Here is a 17,320-nt window from a genome sequence, read left to right on the forward strand (position 1 = left end):
AAATAGCGAGCGCCCTGTTCACGATGGAGAGGCTTCAGACATTCAGCAGTCGACTGTCGATCGCAGATGAATCGGGTTGGGCGCCCCGGATCGCAGGGCGGAGTAGGCAAGAAGCTGCGATTGTGCCTGTGCATCACCCTCGCCTCTTGATCGGCCGCAAACGATGGAGCCTTGCGCCTCCCGCGGCAAAGTGACTCCAGACCACTCCACGAGACGCGGGCGCCGCGTCATGCCTTTTCACCAATCCTGTTTGCTCTCAGCAAACGCAGCCCGTTGAACACGACGATCAGGCTTGCCCCCATATCGGCGAACACGGCCATCCACATCGTCGCGCTGCCGAGCACCGCCAGGACGAGGAACACCGCCTTGATCCCGAGCGCGAGGACGATGTTCTGCCACAGGACCGCATGCGTCCGACGCGACAGGCGGATGGTCTCCGGTATGCGGCGCAAGTCGTCATTCATGATGACGACATCGGCGGCCTCCATCGCGATGTCGGTGCCTGCCGCCCCCATGGCGATCCCGATGTCCGCGCGCGCGAGCGCGGGCGCATCGTTGATGCCGTCGCCGGCCATCGCGACGGGTCCATGGCGCTCTCGCAGGTCCGCGATGGCTGCCAGCTTGTCCTCAGGGAGCAGGTTCCCGCGCGCATCGTCGATGCCCGCGAGCTTGCCGATGGTTTGCGCAGTCGCCATGTTGTCGCCGGTGAGCATCGCCGACTTCACGTCGAGCGCATGCAGTTCCGCGAGCGCCTGCCGCGAACTCTCTTTGATGGTGTCCGCCACGGCGAAGATCGCGAGCACCCGTGACTCGGTCGCCAGCAAGGTGACGCTGCGTCCTTGCGCTTCGTGCACCGCGAGACGCGCCTCGATCTGCGCACTGCACAGGCCGCGATCCTCGATCAGCCGATGGTTGCCGAGGACCAGCGTACGCCCGTCCACACGGGCCTCGATGCCGCGCCCCGGCAGCGCAGTGAATCCCTGCAGCAAGCCATTGCCCTTCTCCAACCCTGCCGCGATGGCCTTCGCGACCGGATGATCCGAGTGCCCGGCCAGATCGCCGGCCCAGCGCAACACGAGGGCATCCGGCGAGTCGGATGGCAGGATCTCCGTCGCCACCAGCCTGGGCTTGCCTTCGGTGATCGTGCCGGTCTTGTCGAAAGCGATCGCCTTGAGATTGCGCGCTTCCTCGAGGTAGATGCCGCCCTTGATCAGGATGCCGCGGCGCGCGGCGGCCGCGAGTCCGCTGACCACCGTAACCGGCGTGGCGATGACGAGGGCACAAGGGCAGGCGATGACCAACAGGACGAGAGCCTTGTAAAGCGCCTGCGTCCAGGTCAGGTCCATGAGCCACGGCGTCAGCACAGCCACAGCGAGCGCCAGGGCAAATACGGCAGGCGTGTAGATCGCCGCGAACCGGTCCACGAATTGCTGCGTGGGGGCACGGGCTCCCTGCGCCTGCTCGACCGCGTGGATGATGCGAGCGAGCGTGGTGTTACCTGCTGCAGCCGTGACTTTCAGTTCCAGCGTCGCGACCTGGTTGATCGTGCCTGCATAGACCACGTCGCCTTTCGACTTGTCGACCGGAATGCTCTCGCCGGTCACCGGGGACTGGTCCACCGCGCTCGTTCCTGCCGCCACGACTCCGTCGAGCGCGATTCGCGCGCCGGGCTTCACCCGGATGACGGCATCGACAGGGACTTCCCGCGCGGGAACCTCCAGCCAGTTCCCATCCGCCTGGCGTACCTCGGCCGTATCCGGAGTCAGGTCGAGGAGGCCCTTGATGGCGTTTCGCGCGCGGTCCACGGCCCGCGCCTCGATGAGTTCCGCGATGGCATAGAGGGCCATCACCATGGCCGCTTCCGGCCATTGGCCGATCAGGAAGGCGCCGGTCACCGCAACGCTCATGAGCGCATTGATGTTGAGGCGCCCCTGGCGCAGTGCCGCCAGCCCCTTGCCGTACGTCGAGAATCCGGCCAGCCAGATGGCTCCCGCGGCAAGCGCGATCCCTACGACCTCGAATGACGTCGTTCGTGGTGCCAGGAAGTCGACCAGTTCCGCTGCGATTGCGAGCGCCAGCGCGAGGCCCAGGCGCCACAGTCCTTCGGAAGGATGATCATGGTCATGCTCGTCCGAGGCAGCGGGGGCGACGGGTTGGGGGTCGAACCCGGCACGACGGATCGCGTCGAGCGCCAATGGAATGACGGCGGGCGACGCATCGATGGCAAGGGTCCGCGCCTCCAATCGGAACTCGAGCCCCTTCAGGCCGGATACCTTTTCGAGCGCGCGGCGAATGTCGCCTTCCTCCGAGGGGCAATCCATCGTCGAGATCCGGAAGACCTGCTTTCCCGGGGCGCGCTCTGTCACGGCCAGGGCGGCATCACTGACCGGTGCGGTGGCGCAGCCGCCACGGCAACCGCAGGTTTCCGGGGGGGCGGCCGGTGGAACGGCGGAATCTGCACGCGCGCTCATTGAGGTCTCCTGGATACACCCGCATTGGAAACCCTGAAGCCACTAGAGGGTCAAGCGCCTATAATTGCCGCCATGGTCGCCAGTTCGGAGCCGTCGACGCGGAGGTGGGCGAGGATGAAGATCGGTGAGCTGGCGGGCCTGACCCGCACGCAGGTGGAAACCATCCGCTACTACGAGCGCGAGGGGCTATTGCCGGCCGCACCACGCAGTGATGGCAACTACCGCATCTACGGCGAATCCCACGTCGAGCGGCTGGCGTTCATCCGCAACTGCAGGAACCTCGACATGACGCTCGACGAGATCCGGGTGCTGCTGCGCTTCAGGGAATTGCCCGACGAGAACTGTGGCGAGGTCAACGCGCTTCTCGACGAGCACATCGGCCACGTGGCCGAACGCGTGGAAGAACTTCGGCAACTGGAAAAGCAGCTCAGGAGCCTGCGCGACACGTGCCGGATAACACGGGACTCAGCGCACTGCGGCATCCTGAAGGGGCTCACCGAGGGTGCCCCGCAGGAATCCCTGGGGAAGGGGGGCGCCGCAAGGCACATTCGCGGCGCTCACAAGCCCGGCCGCTCCTGACAACGCGACCCGGCTGGACCTACCAGGGCTGCGGCTGGATGGCCGTGGTCCGGCCGCCCGGAAGTTGAATCGTTGCCGTCGACGGGGATGAGAAGACAATCGTCAACGTGCCGTCGCTCCCTGCCACAGCGGGTCGCGAATAGCCGCAGGACGCGCACTGCCCGCCGCGATAGCGGTCCAGGGTCGCCGTCATCGTGATGGTGTTGCCGTTGCTCACAAGGCGGCCCGGCGCGTAGTACCAGACCGGATCACCCGACGAGTTGTAGCTGAACATGGTCACGACCATCACGCCGTGCTGCACCTGCAGGTTGTAGCCCGTCCCCGACTCGTTGGGGTTCCACCACATGCCGGTGAACGGCGTGAACGGCAGCACGGCATTGGCGCCGGCAGATTGCGCCCCGCCCGGCATCGTGTAGCCGGATAGCCGCACGACCTGGGTGCCGTCGTCGATCATGACAATGCCCACGCCTTGGGCATACCAAACGTCGCGCGCTTCGCCGGAGCCGCGCTGCTCGCGCACATGGAGCGCGTTGGCAAACGTCCCGGCCGGGGTAATCACCGTCTCGAGACTCTGGGCCGAGTAGGTGCTCGCGTAACTGCTCGAGCCCCACATATTGCAGACACCGTACACGTTGCTCGTCCAGCTACCCGCGTTGGCGTACCTCCCGGATCCCATCATCGTCCCAGGGAACACGGTGTCTCGGAGAATGCATTCCGGGGACGAGAGAACCGTGGTCGAAAAGCGCGTCCCGGCGGGGTCTGCCCCGGTGCCGCCGTAGTAGTAGACGCCACCCGGCCTCATCCCGTAGAAGTCGGTAGCGTACGTCGCGCAACTGACACCTGCACGGCACTCGTAGGTGTAGTGCATCGCGAAAAGACCGGACTGGTCGGCCCAATTCTGCCCGGCCCGAACGACCATCGCGCTCGATGACCACACACCACCGGTGTGCACGTACTCATAGCGCGCGCCATCGACCATTGGGAAGTATCCCGACGTGCCTAGCGAGCCATGCATCATTTGGGCCTGGCTCACAGTGGAGATCACCATTGCAAGGCAACTGGCGAGAACGAGCTTCATGACTAGCCTCTAGACGTAGTTACGCAACGTGCCCAGCAGTTTCTTCGCCCGCGACAATTTCCAGTTGATCGAGGACAAGCAATAACTACTTAAGTCACGCTTTCGTGGGACCTTTGGCCCACGACTAAGGGCACGCATTGAAAGTAGCTGCGGCATCTGGAGAAGCAACTCAGGAGCCTGCGCGACACGTGCCGGATCACGCGGGACTCAGCGCACTGCGGCATCTTGAAGGGATTGACAGAAGGTACCCGCAGGAATCCTTGGGGAAGGGTGGCGCCGCAAGACACATCTGCGGCGCCCACAAACCCGGCCGCTCCTGAAAGCGCGACCCGGCTGGACCTACCAGGGCTGCGGCTGGATGGCCGTGGTCCGGCCGCCCGGAAGTTGAATCGTTGCCGTCGACGGGGATGAGAAGACAATCGTCAACGTGCCGTCGCTCCCCGCGACAGTAATAGCCGCAGGACGCGCACTGCACGCCACAATAGCGGTCTGCCACTCGGCCCCATGTTGAATGTGACACAACCATAGCGACGTGCCATCTATGGTCAATGGAGCAACACGTTTGTAACTTCCTAGTAGGTCTCTCGTCACTCTCGCCTTTGTAGAGTCGGACTTGTGCCGGCCGGAGCCGGACCCTGACACCGTCAGGTGACTACAACAAAGGAGATTGACAGACATGACGCTCAGCACTCTCTTCACCGCTCTTGGACTAACGCTCGCCCTAACGTTTCCACTCGCATCGCTCGCTGACGCTGGCCAGTCCTTAGGCCGCGTCACTTCAAGCGCGGCGCCAGGATCATTGAAGTTGGGAGACCTTTCCCCCGACGGCCAATACATCTGGCAGGGCGAAGAGTCCGGCTGGCAACTTCGTCCGATAGAGTATCGCTTCGACAATGGCCGGCTACTTCTCGTCAATGCGCCCAGTGGCCATATGCAATCCCTTGCCGCAGAATCAACGCCTCTGAAGCTCGGTGACATCTCCCTCGACCGTGAATACGTCTTCATGGGCGAGGAAGGGGGCTGGCAGATTCGCCCGATGCAATATGTTTTCGAGCGTGGCCGCCTGGTTCACGTCGACGATCCGCCTGGACACATGACGCGACAAGCAGACACTCGGCCACTGACAGAAGCGGAGCGCAGAGCGCTCGAGAGCTCTGGCGGAGGGTAACTTCCTTGCATGCACCTGTTTACAAGGGTACGCAAATGTAATGCGATGGTCTTCCTCTTGTTAAGGGTATCTCCATAGAGTCAGCAGAGTACTGGCCATTGGCGGTATGCGCCGCCCACGCGGCGGTAACGATCCGGAGGGACCACGACAATGAGATTTGCATTAAGTCGAACGAGCGCTATTGCCCTTGGCGCGATCGCCTTGCTGGGCTCATCGGCCGCCGGGGCCGCTGATGACCTGCAGAGCCTGAGAGCCGAGATCGAGACACTGAAGAGGGAGTTACGCGAAATCAAGGAGGCCCAACGAACGGCACCGCCGGCAGCACCAGCGCCGGCGCCGCAGTCCGCAGGCCCACGCGACCTCAGCGCAACCGTCCTCGGTGCCACTGTGACGCTCTACGGCACGATCAATACCGACGCAGGGACGGTCGAGCGCACTGGCGCCACCGCTGGCACGAGCGGGCTCAACAGCATGGTCGGCGCGCCGGGGCTTACGCCCGCGAACGTATCGTCACGGTCGGTCCTGCGTTCGAACTCGACGAACTTCGGAATCCGCGGCTCGCGCAAATTCGGCAGCGACCTGAAGGCGGTGTTTCAGGTCGAGTCCGGGTACAGCACGGACGGGGGCGCGGGAACCCTGGCTGGTCGCGACACCTTCATCGGCCTGGAGGGGAATTTCGGCACTCTTCTCTATGGGGGCAACATCGACAGCCCTTACAAGCGCAGCGTCCAGGGCAAGGACCCATTCTTCGCCACGGGAATCGCGACCCAGAAGGGGATACTCGGCAGTCCCGGCTTCAATGTCACGAGCGTGAACGCCGTCGGCGGATCGGCCGTCGGCGGCAATGCCGCCGGCGCGCAACAGCAGAACGCCGGCTTCGATGCGCGGCAGAACAACGTGGTCATCTACCGTAGCCCGGTCTACTCCGGTTTCGCCGGGGAGATTTCCTACGGCATGAACGAGAATAAGACCTCGAGCGGCATCAACCCGACCGTGATATCGGCGCAGGTCCGCTACGAGCGCGGCCCCTGGTTCGCAAGCTACGCCTACGAGGAGCGCGAGGATGTGTTCGGCCTGAACTCGCTGCAGACATTCGCTCCCGGAACGGGATCGACGGGGGCGCTGTTCGTTCCCCCTGCCGGCGCGACGTCGAAGGACAGCGCCAACAAGGTCGGCGTGGGCTACAAGCTCTTTTCCAATACGGAACTGCTGCTCGTCTGGGAGAACCTCAAGTACACGACGAACACCGGGACCATGCGCGAATTCGAGCGTGACGCCTGGGTGGGCTCGGTCAATCATCGCATGGGCCGGCACCGCGCCATCCTGAGCTACAGCAAGGCTGACGAAGGCAGTTGCAGCCTCGCATCCGGCGCCGCCTGCTCGACACGCGGCCTGGGCGCGGAGCAGTGGGCCGCGGGATACGTCTTCGATCTGGATGCCATGACCTCCCTGTACGCCTTCTGGACGCAGATCAGGAACGACGAGGCGGCGGCGTACAACTTCGGAGTGTCCGGGGCCCCGGCGGCCGGTGTAGGCGCCGATCCGCAAGGCGTGGCTCTCGGCATTCGCTACAGGTTCTGAGAGCAGGTACTGCTCGGAGCGCTACTGCGGCACTAGAGTAGCTCGTGGCGCTCACAACTTCCGCTTGAGGCCGTCGGGAGTGGGTGGCGCAACCTTTCTCCAGCGCGTAAGGTTGACGTCCCGCACTCCCGACATTTTTTCGTCTGCCACGCCATTCGCGCACATCCTCCGTACGGAGCTCGCAGGATGTGTCCGTCAGAACCAGACGCTACCCTTTTCGATGACGTTATCACCGTTCGATCATTTGCCTTTCCTACACTTTTGTAATCGCAGCGTATGGGTACTGTCAGCACCCGAGCCGTAAAGTGGGTTCCATACCGGCAATCGCCGGTTCCCGTCGAACGACGGAGTAACCCACGCGGGAGATACACATGAAATCCAACAAAGCACTATTTGCACTCGGCATGATGATGACCCTGGGCACGCCGCTGTCTGCCGTCGCTGACGGCACTTGGATCAGGTCCAACGACGAGGCCGGCTGGCAATACGTTCCGGCGCCCTTCGGAAGCGTGAAGGCGTCGCCGGCGCTGCCGGCCGTGAAGCCCCTGCAGATCGGCGACCTCTCGACCGATCGCGAATGGGTGTACACCGGCGGCGAAAGCGACTGGGCGCCCCGCCAGATGACGTACGTGTACCAGGGCGGCCGCCTGGTTCACGTCGACGATCCCGTCGGCCACATGCACCGGACCGCGGACACCCGCCCCCTGACGGCGGAGCAGCGCGCCGCGCTCGAGCGCTCGTCTGGAAGCTAGGGGCCGAGGAGCATGAGAAGCAGCCGCGACTAAGAGGCCGCGGCTGCTTCTTCACATCGCCAGGCACAGCCACTCACTAGTCAGGTTCGCGACTGCCAACGCTTTCGTTTCGCGATGCGCTTCTGTGCATAGACCGTTGCCCGCGGGCCCCGAAGACTTGCGACGCTTTCTCGCTTGGCGGCTCGGTGTTGCAGGGCTCATTATCGGGTTGGCCGGTGGAGCCACCTCCTACTGGCTCGAGACTTACCGCTTCGAAACACTCGCGTGGGATCACGCGGCATCTGGCGCCCGCCACTTTGCAACCCCGGCGATGCAGGCACTGCTCGACGGAGAAGAAGAACACCACGCGGAGCTGACGGCGCTGCTCGACCGCACACGATTTGTAGGCATACGCGTATTTCGCCCGGACATGGCCACCGCTTTCGAAGCGTGGGCCAAGATACCGCCCGCACTCATCGCGGCATCGCGCAGTACCTCTCTCGACTGGCCCGCAACGGGCCAAAGTCGTCGCCTCCGAGTCGATTTCGACGGAGAACGGCTAATCCTGGTGAGGCTGCCATTGACCGCCAACGATGGTCGTCTCGTGGGTTACATAGATGGTGTGACGCGCGTGGACGGCGAAGCGGTCGACGTGCAAAGGCAACATGCACGCACCGCGGCCCTGATCTCCGTCACGTCGGTAGGCCTCGCCACGTTCCTGCTGTATCCAATGATGCTTGCGTTGCTGCGCAGATCCTCGGAACTATCGCGCAACCTCCTCAATTCCAATCTGTCCCTGCTGCGTTCGCTGGGAAACGCTGTTGCCAAGCGCGATTCCGACACGGACGCCCACAACTATCGCGTAACCCTCTACGCCGTCGGCCTCGCGGAGCACATGGGCCTGCCCAGGAGCGACATCGCGAACCTTGTCACCGGCGCATTCCTCCACGACGTCGGCAAGATCGGCATTCCCGACAGCATCCTTCTGAAACCCGGCCGCCTGACCCAGGGCGAGTGGGAGGTTATGACTACCCACGTCAGGCTAGGACTTGAAATCGTTGCCGACAATCCCTGGTTGGATGGAGCGGCATTGACGATCGCACAGCACCATGAGCACTTCGATGGAGAGGGCTACCCACAAGGCCTGCGCGCAAAGGACATCGCGCTGGTCGCAAGGGTCTTCGCCATTGTCGACGTGTTCGATGCACTTACCTCCGAGCGTCCATATAGACGTCCATTGCCGTTGGCCGAAGCGCTAGACGTGATAGCGAGCGACTCGGGACGACACTTCGATCCATCAGCCGTTGAGGCGTTTCAACGCGTTGCACCAGCAATGTTCCAGGTGATATCCGCAGCGGACATCGACAGGCTACGTACCATGCTGCGCGAGGCGCTCACACGTTACTTCGATAGCCGGGTTGCGGTCTGAGCCGCGCGCTCGGATTTCCTTTCGCGCTATGTGTGGCCGTCATCATTGCGCCATCTGCACCTGCAAGGAGATCGGAACGCTGGACTTGTTGACCCACATCCAGCAGTAGTCCTGATCCAGGGGTATCGTCAACGTGCCCTGCGATTCGTGGACACCATCCTGCCTGGTCGGATACTCGACCTTCTTGCCCTCGTGGTAGTGGATGTTGAAGTTGAGCGGAGCGTTCGCCTGGAAGCTCCAGCGTATGGCTTGATCCCTGTTCAGCTTGCCGCAGACTTCGGCAAACTTCCCCGGCGCAATGTCCTGCCCGTGCTGGAACTTGCCGACAGCATCCCAGGCGATCGTGACGACTTCGGCACGCACCGCACTCGCCATTGCCAACATCATCAAGAGTGGCAGACCGCGAAATCTCGATCGAAACAAATGCATCTCAGTTTTCCTTGCGCAGTCGCAGCGTGTCAGTGATGATGGACGCCGAATTCGGGCTCATCGCGAGCGCAGCGATCATATGCAACAGGAGCCAGCCGCTTGCCGGTCACGGCGCGCCCAGATGGCTGGTCAATCTCGCCCTCGACCAGCCATCCCGTGCGCTTGCCGGAAAGACGACCCAGCGAACGTTCAGCCGCCGAAGCTCTCCTTGTTGAATTCCTTTAGGAAGGCCTCCGTCTGCTTCTTGTCGAGCTTGCCCGTCTTCTTGGTGTCCATCTTGTCGAACATCTTTTCCATGTGCTTCATCATTTCGGCTTTGGACACCATGCCGTCGTGATCCATGTCGCAGGCCTTCATGAAGGCGTCCATGTCGTGCTTCATCATCCCCATGTCCTGTTTCTTCATCGGCTCCGCCGCAAAGACCGCGGGCGCCGCCATCAGCGACACGGCGACCATCGAGCCAGCAAGTACATTCAAAAGTTTCATTGCATCGTCCTTTCGTGGTTGGAAGCGAAGCCCTGTCCGACGCGTGTGCTTCGCTGCAGCACGGCGCGGGTAATGCGTTGCGCCACCAGAGCTAAGTTTGCGCGCGTGGACATGACGGTTCGATTACGCGGAGATGACGGGCATGTAACCGCATCATCAGCTTGCCCCACCGCTGGAAGCAAATCTATTCGGCAATGCTTCCAACGTCTGTGCGCCAGCGTACCCAACATCTGCTTGCCCCGCTGAAGCGAGGTCGCGGTTGTCGCTTTCCCCACGATGGCCATCGTCGCTTCACCTGCAGCAGCCACCCTTGGCCATGTGACCGTGAGCGGCGGCCACATCCACTCCATAGCCCGCGCCCTTCACGGCCGATTTCAATTTCTCGGGCGAGGTCAGCTTCTCGCTATACTGCACCGTGGCTTCGCCCGCCGTGAGCGACACGTATACGTCACCAACTCCGGCAATCGCCTTCAACGCATGTGTCACTGTGCTGACGCAACCACCGCAAGTCATACCGGATATTCTCAGATGTTCAGTTTGCATGTTCATGCCTCTTTTCAAGGTAACGATTGACATTGACCCGGGAGTACACCTCGACGCGGTTCTGTCCCTGCCCACAACGAGCGCAGAAATGACCAAGTTCGCGCCGACGTACTTGGTCATCACGGCACTGCCTACTCTGTTCGGGCCGCATAGACATTGCGTTTCCTGTATTCCCTTGCGAGGCTGTGAAGATTGAAATGTCGATGCCACCCCGCCTGTTCACGGGCGCTGGAACGGGAAGGCCTTCTGGCGGCTTTCGTTGTTGAGCACCCCTCACAGCTTGAGGCGATTGAGCCGCAATGCATTGGTTACCACGGACACCGAACTCAGCGCCATCGCTGCGCCGGCGAAGACGGGCGAGAGAAGCAGCCCGAACACCGGGTAGAGAACGCCCGCGGCAACCGGGATACCTAGCGCGTTGTAGCCGAACGCGAAGACGAGGTTCTGGCGGATATTGCGCATCGTGGCGTGCGACAGAACGGCGGCGCGCGCGATGCCGCGCAAGTCTCCCTTCACCAGCGTGACGCCCGCGCTTTCCATCGCTACATCGGTGCCGGTGCCCATGGCGATGCCCACGTCGGCCTGCGCGAGCGCCGGCGCATCGTTGATGCCGTCACCGGCCATCGCCACCTTGCGCCCTTCGACCTGCAGGCGCTTCACGTGACCGGCCTTGTCCTCCGGGAGCACTTCGGCAAGCGCCTCGTCGATCCCGAGTTGCCGGGCAACCGCTTCTGCGGTGCCGCGCGAATCGCCGGTCAGCATGACGATTCGAACGCCGGCTTTCTTGAGGGTCGCAATGGCTTCCGGGGTGCCTTCCTTGATCGGATCGGCCACCGCCGCAATCCCCGCTGCCGCGCCGTCGATGGCGTAAAACACCACCGTCTTGGCGTCCGCACGCCAGCCGTTCGCGCGTTCCTCCCAGCGGCCGGTGTCCACCTTGTATTGCGCGAGGAAGACACGGCTGCCGACCAGCAAGCGCTTGCCGTCGACTTCGGCCAGCACGCCGAGACCGTTCACGGCCTCGAACGCCGTGGCCGTTCCTGGTACCAGGCCACGCGCCTTCGCGCCTGCCACGATCGCCATCGCGATGGGATGCTCGGAAAGCTGTTCCACACCTGCCACCAGGGCGAGCGCTTCGTCTTCCGGAATGCCCTCAGCTACAAAGCCAGTCAGCGCCGGATGGCCGAGCGTAAGCGTGCCGGTCTTGTCGACCACGACCGTGTCAATGTCACGCATGCGTTCGATCGCTTCGGCGTTGCGGAACAGGATGCCGCTGCGCGCGCCTTGACCCATGGCGACGGTCATCGAGATGGGCGTGGCGAGGCCGACGGCGCACGGGCAGGCGATGATCAGCACGGCGATGGCATTCAGGAACGCGTAGGCGAATCTCGGCTCCGGACCGACGAACCACCACACGAGCGCCGTCAACACGGCGATGGCCACGACGATCTGCACGAACCAGGCCGCGATGATGTCGGCGAGCTTCTGGATCGGTGCGCGCGTGCGCTGCGCCTCTCCCACCATGTGAACGATGCGAGCGAGCAGCGTATCCGCGCCCACGCGCTCCGCACGCATCACCAGGGAGCCGTTGCCGTTCACGGTTGCGCCGGTGACCTTGTCGCCCGCCGCCTTGGCGACCGGCACGGGCTCGCCGGTGAGCATGGCTTCGTCCACACGACTCGTGCCCTCGAGTACCGAGCCGTCGACCGGAATCTTCTCGCCCGGCTTCACGCGCAGCCGGTCGCCGACGGTAACGGTCTCCAGCGGTACCTGTTCCTCCGTGCCATCGTCGCGCAACCGCCACGCGAGGTTGGGCGCGAGTTCCAGCAATTGCTGGATCGCCCGGCCCGTTTTCCCCATCGCCCGCAACTGCAGGACGTCCCCCAGCATCACCAGGGTCACGATCACCGCCGCCGCCTCGAAATAGGTGCCGACGGCACCGTCGTGCTCGCGGAACTCCGCCGGAAACCAGCCGGGCACCAGCACTGCGGCGAGACTGAACAGGTAGGCGAGTCCCACCCCCAGCCCGATCAGCGTGTACATGTTGAGCGCGCGATGGACGAGTGAGAACCAGAATTTGCGCAGGATCGGCCATCCCACCCACAGCACGACCGGCGTGCCTAGCACGAACTCGATCCAGCCGCGTGCCCGTGGCTGGAGGCCGAACAGGTCATGGAAGCCGATCATCGGCGACATCGCCAACACCACGAGCGGGATCGACAGCGCGACACCGATCCACAGCCGCCTCGTGAGGTCGCGCAACTCGGAATCGTCGGTCTGGCCCGCGCCCGTGCCTGCGATCGGCACCAGTGCCATGCCGCAGATCGGGCAATCGCCCGACCTGTCGCGCACGATTTCCGGGTGCATTGGGCAGGTGAAGGCTGTTCCCGACTGCGCCGCTCCCGTGACGGCAGGCTCCCCGCCGACCGAACCCGGTACTGCCGGCGTCTCTCGAACGCGGCGGTGTGCGTGTCCGGTCGGCGTCGCATCACCGGCAGATGACGCGCCAATGTACGTGGTCGGGGCGGCCTCGAATCTCTTCTTGCAACCCGCGGAACAGAAGTAATAATTGCGGTCCTCGAACACGCTGCTGCCTGCCGCCGTGCCCTCGTCGACCTGCATGCCGCATACGGGATCAGTCGCCATCGTCATTACCTCGTCTTCTTGTCGAACCGGCCAACAGCACCGGTACCAGCGCTCGATAGGCGGCCACCATCGCCGGCGGCAGGATCAGCCACTGGAGCAGCGGGGAAAGACCGATGCCGAAGAACATCGGCATGCTCGTCGTGTAGCCCCAAGCGCCTGCGCGATAAACGTTGTACCACTCGCTCCACGCGGTGTAGGCCAGCGCGCCCACGACGGCAATTGTGCCGCCTGTCCACGGGCGCGACGCCGGCCAATCAGCGCGCCCAAGCACGATGCCGGCCAGCGCGAACATCGCGAGAGCGATCAGGACGTCGCCCAGGGAGCAATGCAGCACTGCCCATGCGACGCTCGGTCCGTCCGCCGCGGCCCAGATCGTATAAAGCCTTACGTGCGCGATTTCCCACACCAGATTCGAGACAAACGCGAGCGCCGACCAGATTCCTGCTCGGGCCATGAATCCCGGCCCTGCAATCGCGGCCGCACTGCGTGGACCAACGCCTGCCTTCTCGGTATTTCGGTCTGTTCTCAATTGCGGCCATCCGCTCGCATGTCGCGTCACTTGCCGCTCTTCGGGTCCGGGAACTTCACGGCCCGGTAGAGCGCGAGCGTTCCGAACACGGTCGCGAAAGTCTGCGTCTGCCGGACATCCGCGAAGCCCGCGTCCGCGAATACCGCTGGCAGCCCGCCCGAGACGTTGTCGCGGGTATTCGCGAACCCATCGAGCAACTGTACCGGCACGAACAGCGCCCGCATGAGCCAGTTCGCTGCGCGTCCCCAGTCCGCGACGTGCAGCTCGCCGCCGGGACGCAGTACACGCAACGCTTCCCTTGCGGTCTCCTGCTTTTCCGTCAAGGAAAGGTGGTGAAACAAGAGGCTCGAGACAATGCGGTCCAAGCTCCCATCGGGGTACGGGAGGCGGCTCGAATAGCCTTGCTCGAAGCGCACGGCCACGCCCGCCGCCTTCGACTTGCGTTCTGCGATCGCGAGGATCCGCGTGTCGGCATCGAAACCCTGCAACCTCACTTCGCGAACCCGTGTACCGATCATGGTCGCGAGAGTGCCGGTCCCGCAGGCCAGATCGAGGACATCGTGCCCGGAACGAATGGCGGCAGCCTCGATGAGTGCCGGCCTGAACGTCTTCTCCCTCATCGTAGCCGCCATCACGATGTCATAGAGGGGCGTCAGCCACGCAACGCCCAACGCCGGTACGATCTTCGCCTTCTTTGTCGTTTCCACCGCATTGCCCTTTCGCGTTCCGGCTGGGAGATCCCGGCGCCCCCTAGCGTTCCCGGCTGATTGCCAGGAACTCCGAGGCGACCTCGCGCAGCAACCGCCAACCCGCCAGCGCCATCAGCGTCGCGATAGCGAGAGGAAGTGCGCAGACGCTCCACTCGGCATTCCATGTAATTGCCGCTACCGCAGCTCCCGCCGCAAGTGCGGCACACCTGACCATCCACTGTCGACCTGAAAGCGTGGCGTAGCCCTCACCCCGGGCGTATAGGACAAATGTCGCGTACGAGATGGCCAGGAGCCCGACGTCCGCGTACAACCACTCGTGAATCGGCTGCCAGTACCCGTGAACGGCAGCCAGGACCATGACGGCAAGCGCAATTGCCGCCAGGATCGACGCCACCCCCGCTAGCGCGCTACGAATGGCCGCGCGAAACGCGTCCATGGGAGCCTCTTCGTCCATCCCCGCGAGAAATGCGTACAACGCCAGCGGACCGGCAGCGGCGATGATCACGCAGTCGCGCATGGCGATTCCCGCCGCCAGGATCGCCAACGGCAGCGCCCACCGTATCCGGGCGCCGAATCGCCGCATCGAGGTCCCCGGGGCGCCTTATTTCGCGGCCTCGATGGCGGTCACGACATAGGCGCCCGACTTCTCCTCGACGGCGAAGCGGACCTTGTCGCCCGTCTTCACCATGTCGAGGAACGCGCGGTCCTTGACCTGGAACACCATGGTCATCGGCGGCATGTCGAGGTTCTTGATCGGGCCGTGCTTGAGCGTGATCTTGCCGGCATCCTTGTCGATCTTGCGCACTTCGCCGTCCGCCAGGGCGGTGGCGGCCGGCGATGCGGCAATTTGTGCGTGGTGGCCGGCGTGCGCGTCGGTCTGCGCGTGGGCGGCTCCGATCGCGAGAAGACCAAGGGGAAGGAGTGCAGTGGCGAGGCGTTTCATGGCGTGGCTCCTGTTGTCATTGTGGGAACGGGGCAGTCGGGCTTCATTTCCCGGCAACGATGACCTTGCCGATCATCCCGGCCTCGAGATGGCCGGGAAGCAGGCATCCGTAGTGGAACTCGCCGGCCTTTGTGAACGTCCACACGATTTCCTGCTTCGTGCCCGGCGGCACGTGTGCCATGTAAGGCGCGTCGTGCTCCATGTTCGGGAATTTCTTCATCATCTCGCCGTGGGCCTTCAGCTCCGCAAGGTTGCCGAGCACCATCTCGTGCATGACCTTGCCGCCGTTCTTCGCCACGAAGCGGATGGTCTCGCCCTCTCTCACGCGCACTTCCGACGGGCTGAAGCGCATCGCGTCGCTCATGTCGACCGTCACCGTGCGCGATACCTTCTTCGGATCCCCCTGCCGGCCGAAGGAATGCTCCTCGGTCGAGATCGCTTGGGCTTTCGAAGACTTCTTGTCGTCGTGCTTGTCGCCGTGGGCAAGGGCTGCGGGCGCGGTCGCGACAAGCACCGCAGCAAGTACGGCGTTGAGTGCAAGACGGTTCACTGTTGTTTCTCCTTGTCTGGGCCGATCAATGGCCGGAATGGTCCTTGGGTTTGCGCACCTGGAATTCGGCGCCTGGGGACTTCGTCGCGAGCGGCATCGACTGCCCGCCCTCGGACCTGAACCGCGCGGGCTCCGCCAACGGTCCCGTCCATTCGTACGCCTGCGTGCCGGGAGGCTGCTTGTACCAGCCGGGATCCTTGTAGTCGCCGGGCTTCTGCTCGCGGCGCACCTTGAACACGGTGAACATGCCGCCCATCTCCACCGGGCCGTAGGGGCCTGTGCCAGTCATCATCGGCAGCGTGTTGTCGGGCAGGGGCATTTCCATCTCTCCCATGTCGGCCATGCCGCGCTCTCCCATTACCATGTATTCCGGAATGAGAGAGGTGATCTGCTTCGCGAGCCCGCGATGGTCCACGCCGATCATCGTCGGAACGTCGTGGCCCATGGCATTCATCGTGTGGTGCGACTTGTGGCAGTGGAAGGCCCAGTCCCCCTCCTCGTCCGCCAGCAGTTCGATCTGGCGCATCTGCCCCACCGCGACATCGGTCGTCACCTCGTACCAGCGGGTCGAGACCGGCGTCGGCCCGCCGTCGGTGCCGGTCACCAGGAACTCGTGGCCGTGCAGGTGGATGGGGTGGTTGGTCATTGTGAGGTTGCCGATGCGGATGCGCACCTTGTCGTTCAGGCGCACGTTGAGCGAGTCGATGCCGGGGAAGGAGCGGCTGTTCCACATCCAGAGGTTGAAGTCGAGCATGGTGTTGACCTTCGGCGTGTAGCTGCCCGGATCGATGTCGAAGGCGTTGAGCAGGAAGCAGAAGTCGCGATCGACGGGATCGATGAGCGGGTGCTGCCCTTTCGGATGCGTGACCCAGAAGCCCATCATGCCCATGGCCATCTGCGTCATCTCGTCGGCGTGCGGGTGGTACATGAAAGTGCCGGGACGCCGCGCGACGAACTCGTAGACGTAGGTCTTGCCCACGGGGATCTGTTTCTGGTTGAGCCCTCCGACCCCGTCCATGCCGTTGGGGATGCGCTGGCCGTGCCAGTGGATGGTAGTGTGCTCCGGCAAGCGGTTGGTGACGAAGAGGCGCACGCGGTCGCCCTCCACCACCTCGATCGTCGGCCCCGGACTCTGGCCGTTGTAGCCCCACAGGTGCGCCTTCATGCCGGGTGCGATCTCGCGAACCACCGGCTCGGCGACGAGGTGGAATTCCTTCACGCCCTTGTTCATCCGCCACGGCAACGTCCAGCCGTTCAGTGTCACCACCGGGTTGTAGGGACGCCCGTTGGGCGGCAAGAGCGGCGGCTGCGTGTCGGCCTTGTCCATCGTCACCGGCTCCGGCAGGGCGGCAAGTGACACCCGGCTAACCGCGGAGGCTGCAAGGGTCGCCCCTGCAACTCCGGCGCCCCGGAAGAAGTCGCGTCGCGTAACCATGGTCGAATCCTC

At 63.7% G+C, this 17,320-nt stretch carries 17 protein-coding genes; 5 read left to right on the top strand and 12 right to left on the bottom strand.

Features of this window, described 5'->3' with window-relative positions:
• Positions 1-227: 227 nt before the first annotated feature.
• Positions 228-2,471: a heavy metal translocating P-type ATPase gene (locus tag IPP91_19590; protein MBL0144241.1), complete on the bottom strand. Its 2,244-nt coding sequence runs from the start codon at positions 2,469-2,471 to the stop codon at positions 228-230.
• Between the two features lie 114 nt (positions 2,472-2,585).
• On the opposite strand from IPP91_19590, the gene cadR reads away from it, so the two are divergent.
• The gene (gene cadR / locus IPP91_19595) at positions 2,586-3,050 is read left to right on the top strand and encodes a Cd(II)/Pb(II)-responsive transcriptional regulator (protein ID MBL0144242.1); all 465 of its coding nucleotides are present in this window, start codon (positions 2,586-2,588) and stop codon (positions 3,048-3,050) included.
• 19 nt (positions 3,051-3,069) lie between these two features.
• Here the strand turns inward: cadR and IPP91_19600 are convergent, their stop codons facing one another.
• Complete coding sequence (locus IPP91_19600) at positions 3,070-4,029, bottom strand: hypothetical protein (GenBank protein ID MBL0144243.1); 960 nt, start codon at positions 4,027-4,029, stop codon at positions 3,070-3,072.
• Positions 4,030-4,804: 775 nt separating this feature from the next.
• Between IPP91_19600 and IPP91_19605 the strand changes: the two genes are divergently transcribed.
• The 4 genes from IPP91_19605 to IPP91_19620 all read left to right on the top strand — a co-directional run bounded on the left by IPP91_19605 (position 4,805) and on the right by IPP91_19620 (position 9,037).
• On the top strand, positions 4,805-5,296 hold the full coding sequence (locus IPP91_19605; GenBank protein MBL0144244.1) for a hypothetical protein: 492 nt from the start codon (positions 4,805-4,807) through the stop codon (positions 5,294-5,296).
• A 387-nt stretch (positions 5,297-5,683) separates the two neighbouring features.
• A complete protein-coding gene (locus IPP91_19610) occupies positions 5,684-6,877 on the top strand; it encodes a porin (protein ID MBL0144245.1) in 1,194 nt (397 codons plus the stop codon).
• 371 nt (positions 6,878-7,248) lie between these two features.
• Positions 7,249-7,629: a hypothetical protein gene (locus tag IPP91_19615; protein MBL0144246.1), complete on the top strand. Its 381-nt coding sequence runs from the start codon at positions 7,249-7,251 to the stop codon at positions 7,627-7,629.
• Between the two features lie 157 nt (positions 7,630-7,786).
• Positions 7,787-9,037: an HD-GYP domain-containing protein gene (locus IPP91_19620; GenBank protein ID MBL0144247.1), complete on the top strand. Its 1,251-nt coding sequence runs from the start codon at positions 7,787-7,789 to the stop codon at positions 9,035-9,037.
• A gap of 42 nt (positions 9,038-9,079) precedes the next feature.
• Here IPP91_19620 and IPP91_19625 read toward each other — a convergent pair whose 3' ends face one another.
• From IPP91_19625 to IPP91_19670, 10 genes are all read right to left on the bottom strand, one after another.
• Positions 9,080-9,400 (bottom strand): hypothetical protein, encoded by a 321-nt coding sequence (locus IPP91_19625; protein MBL0144248.1) that lies wholly within the window; start codon positions 9,398-9,400, stop codon positions 9,080-9,082.
• Positions 9,401-9,655: 255 nt separating this feature from the next.
• Positions 9,656-9,952, bottom strand: a complete 297-nt coding sequence (locus tag IPP91_19630; protein ID MBL0144249.1) for a hypothetical protein — start codon at positions 9,950-9,952, stop codon at positions 9,656-9,658.
• A gap of 291 nt (positions 9,953-10,243) precedes the next feature.
• Complete coding sequence (locus IPP91_19635) at positions 10,244-10,495, bottom strand: heavy-metal-associated domain-containing protein (protein ID MBL0144250.1); 252 nt, start codon at positions 10,493-10,495, stop codon at positions 10,244-10,246.
• 273 nt (positions 10,496-10,768) lie between these two features.
• A complete protein-coding gene (locus IPP91_19640) occupies positions 10,769-13,141 on the bottom strand; it encodes a heavy metal translocating P-type ATPase (protein MBL0144251.1) in 2,373 nt (790 codons plus the stop codon).
• Positions 13,131-13,595: a hypothetical protein gene (locus tag IPP91_19645; protein ID MBL0144252.1), complete on the bottom strand. Its 465-nt coding sequence runs from the start codon at positions 13,593-13,595 to the stop codon at positions 13,131-13,133. The genes IPP91_19640 and IPP91_19645 overlap by 11 nt, the downstream gene beginning before the upstream one ends.
• A 101-nt stretch (positions 13,596-13,696) precedes the next feature.
• Positions 13,697-14,302, bottom strand: a complete 606-nt coding sequence (locus tag IPP91_19650) for a class I SAM-dependent methyltransferase (GenBank protein ID MBL0144253.1) — start codon at positions 14,300-14,302, stop codon at positions 13,697-13,699.
• Positions 14,303-14,420: 118 nt separating this feature from the next.
• On the bottom strand, positions 14,421-14,963 hold the full coding sequence (locus IPP91_19655; protein MBL0144254.1) for a hypothetical protein: 543 nt from the start codon (positions 14,961-14,963) through the stop codon (positions 14,421-14,423).
• 18 nt (positions 14,964-14,981) lie between these two features.
• Positions 14,982-15,323 carry a copper-binding protein gene (locus IPP91_19660; protein ID MBL0144255.1) on the bottom strand — a complete coding sequence of 114 codons (342 nt, stop codon included), beginning with the start codon at positions 15,321-15,323 and terminating at the stop codon, positions 14,982-14,984.
• Positions 15,324-15,366: 43 nt separating this feature from the next.
• Positions 15,367-15,873, bottom strand: coding sequence for a cupredoxin family protein (locus tag IPP91_19665; protein MBL0144256.1), 507 nt, complete (start codon positions 15,871-15,873; stop codon positions 15,367-15,369).
• 25 nt (positions 15,874-15,898) lie between these two features.
• Positions 15,899-17,308, bottom strand: coding sequence for a multicopper oxidase domain-containing protein (locus IPP91_19670; protein ID MBL0144257.1), 1,410 nt, complete (start codon positions 17,306-17,308; stop codon positions 15,899-15,901).
• Positions 17,309-17,320: the final 12 nt, after the last annotated feature.

It is taken from the genome of Betaproteobacteria bacterium, assembly GCA_016720855.1.
GTDB lineage: Bacteria > Pseudomonadota > Gammaproteobacteria > Burkholderiales > Usitatibacteraceae > FEB-7.

What these genes read in the sequence shown, in the direction of transcription:
- IPP91_19635 (MBL0144250.1), bottom strand. Translation starts at nt 10,495, where the DNA reads ATGCAAACTGAACATCTGAGAATATCCGGTATGACTTGCGGTGGTTGC.
- cadR (MBL0144242.1), top strand. Translation starts at nt 2,586, where the DNA reads ATGAAGATCGGTGAGCTGGCGGGCCTGACCCGCACGCAGGTGGAAACC.
- IPP91_19640 (MBL0144251.1), bottom strand. Translation starts at nt 13,141, where the DNA reads ATGGCGACTGATCCCGTATGCGGCATGCAGGTCGACGAGGGCACGGCG.
- IPP91_19645 (MBL0144252.1), bottom strand. Translation starts at nt 13,595, where the DNA reads ATGGCCCGAGCAGGAATCTGGTCGGCGCTCGCGTTTGTCTCGAATCTG.
- IPP91_19605 (MBL0144244.1), top strand. Translation starts at nt 4,805, where the DNA reads ATGACGCTCAGCACTCTCTTCACCGCTCTTGGACTAACGCTCGCCCTA.
- IPP91_19590 (MBL0144241.1), bottom strand. Translation starts at nt 2,471, where the DNA reads ATGAGCGCGCGTGCAGATTCCGCCGTTCCACCGGCCGCCCCCCCGGAA.
- IPP91_19670 (MBL0144257.1), bottom strand. Translation starts at nt 17,308, where the DNA reads ATGGTTACGCGACGCGACTTCTTCCGGGGCGCCGGAGTTGCAGGGGCG.
- IPP91_19650 (MBL0144253.1), bottom strand. Translation starts at nt 14,302, where the DNA reads ATGGCGGCTACGATGAGGGAGAAGACGTTCAGGCCGGCACTCATCGAG.
- IPP91_19660 (MBL0144255.1), bottom strand. Translation starts at nt 15,323, where the DNA reads ATGAAACGCCTCGCCACTGCACTCCTTCCCCTTGGTCTTCTCGCGATC.
- IPP91_19615 (MBL0144246.1), top strand. Translation starts at nt 7,249, where the DNA reads ATGAAATCCAACAAAGCACTATTTGCACTCGGCATGATGATGACCCTG.
- IPP91_19630 (MBL0144249.1), bottom strand. Translation starts at nt 9,952, where the DNA reads ATGAAACTTTTGAATGTACTTGCTGGCTCGATGGTCGCCGTGTCGCTG.
- IPP91_19655 (MBL0144254.1), bottom strand. Translation starts at nt 14,963, where the DNA reads ATGCGGCGATTCGGCGCCCGGATACGGTGGGCGCTGCCGTTGGCGATC.
- IPP91_19600 (MBL0144243.1), bottom strand. Translation starts at nt 4,029, where the DNA reads ATGGTCGATGGCGCGCGCTATGAGTACGTGCACACCGGTGGTGTGTGG.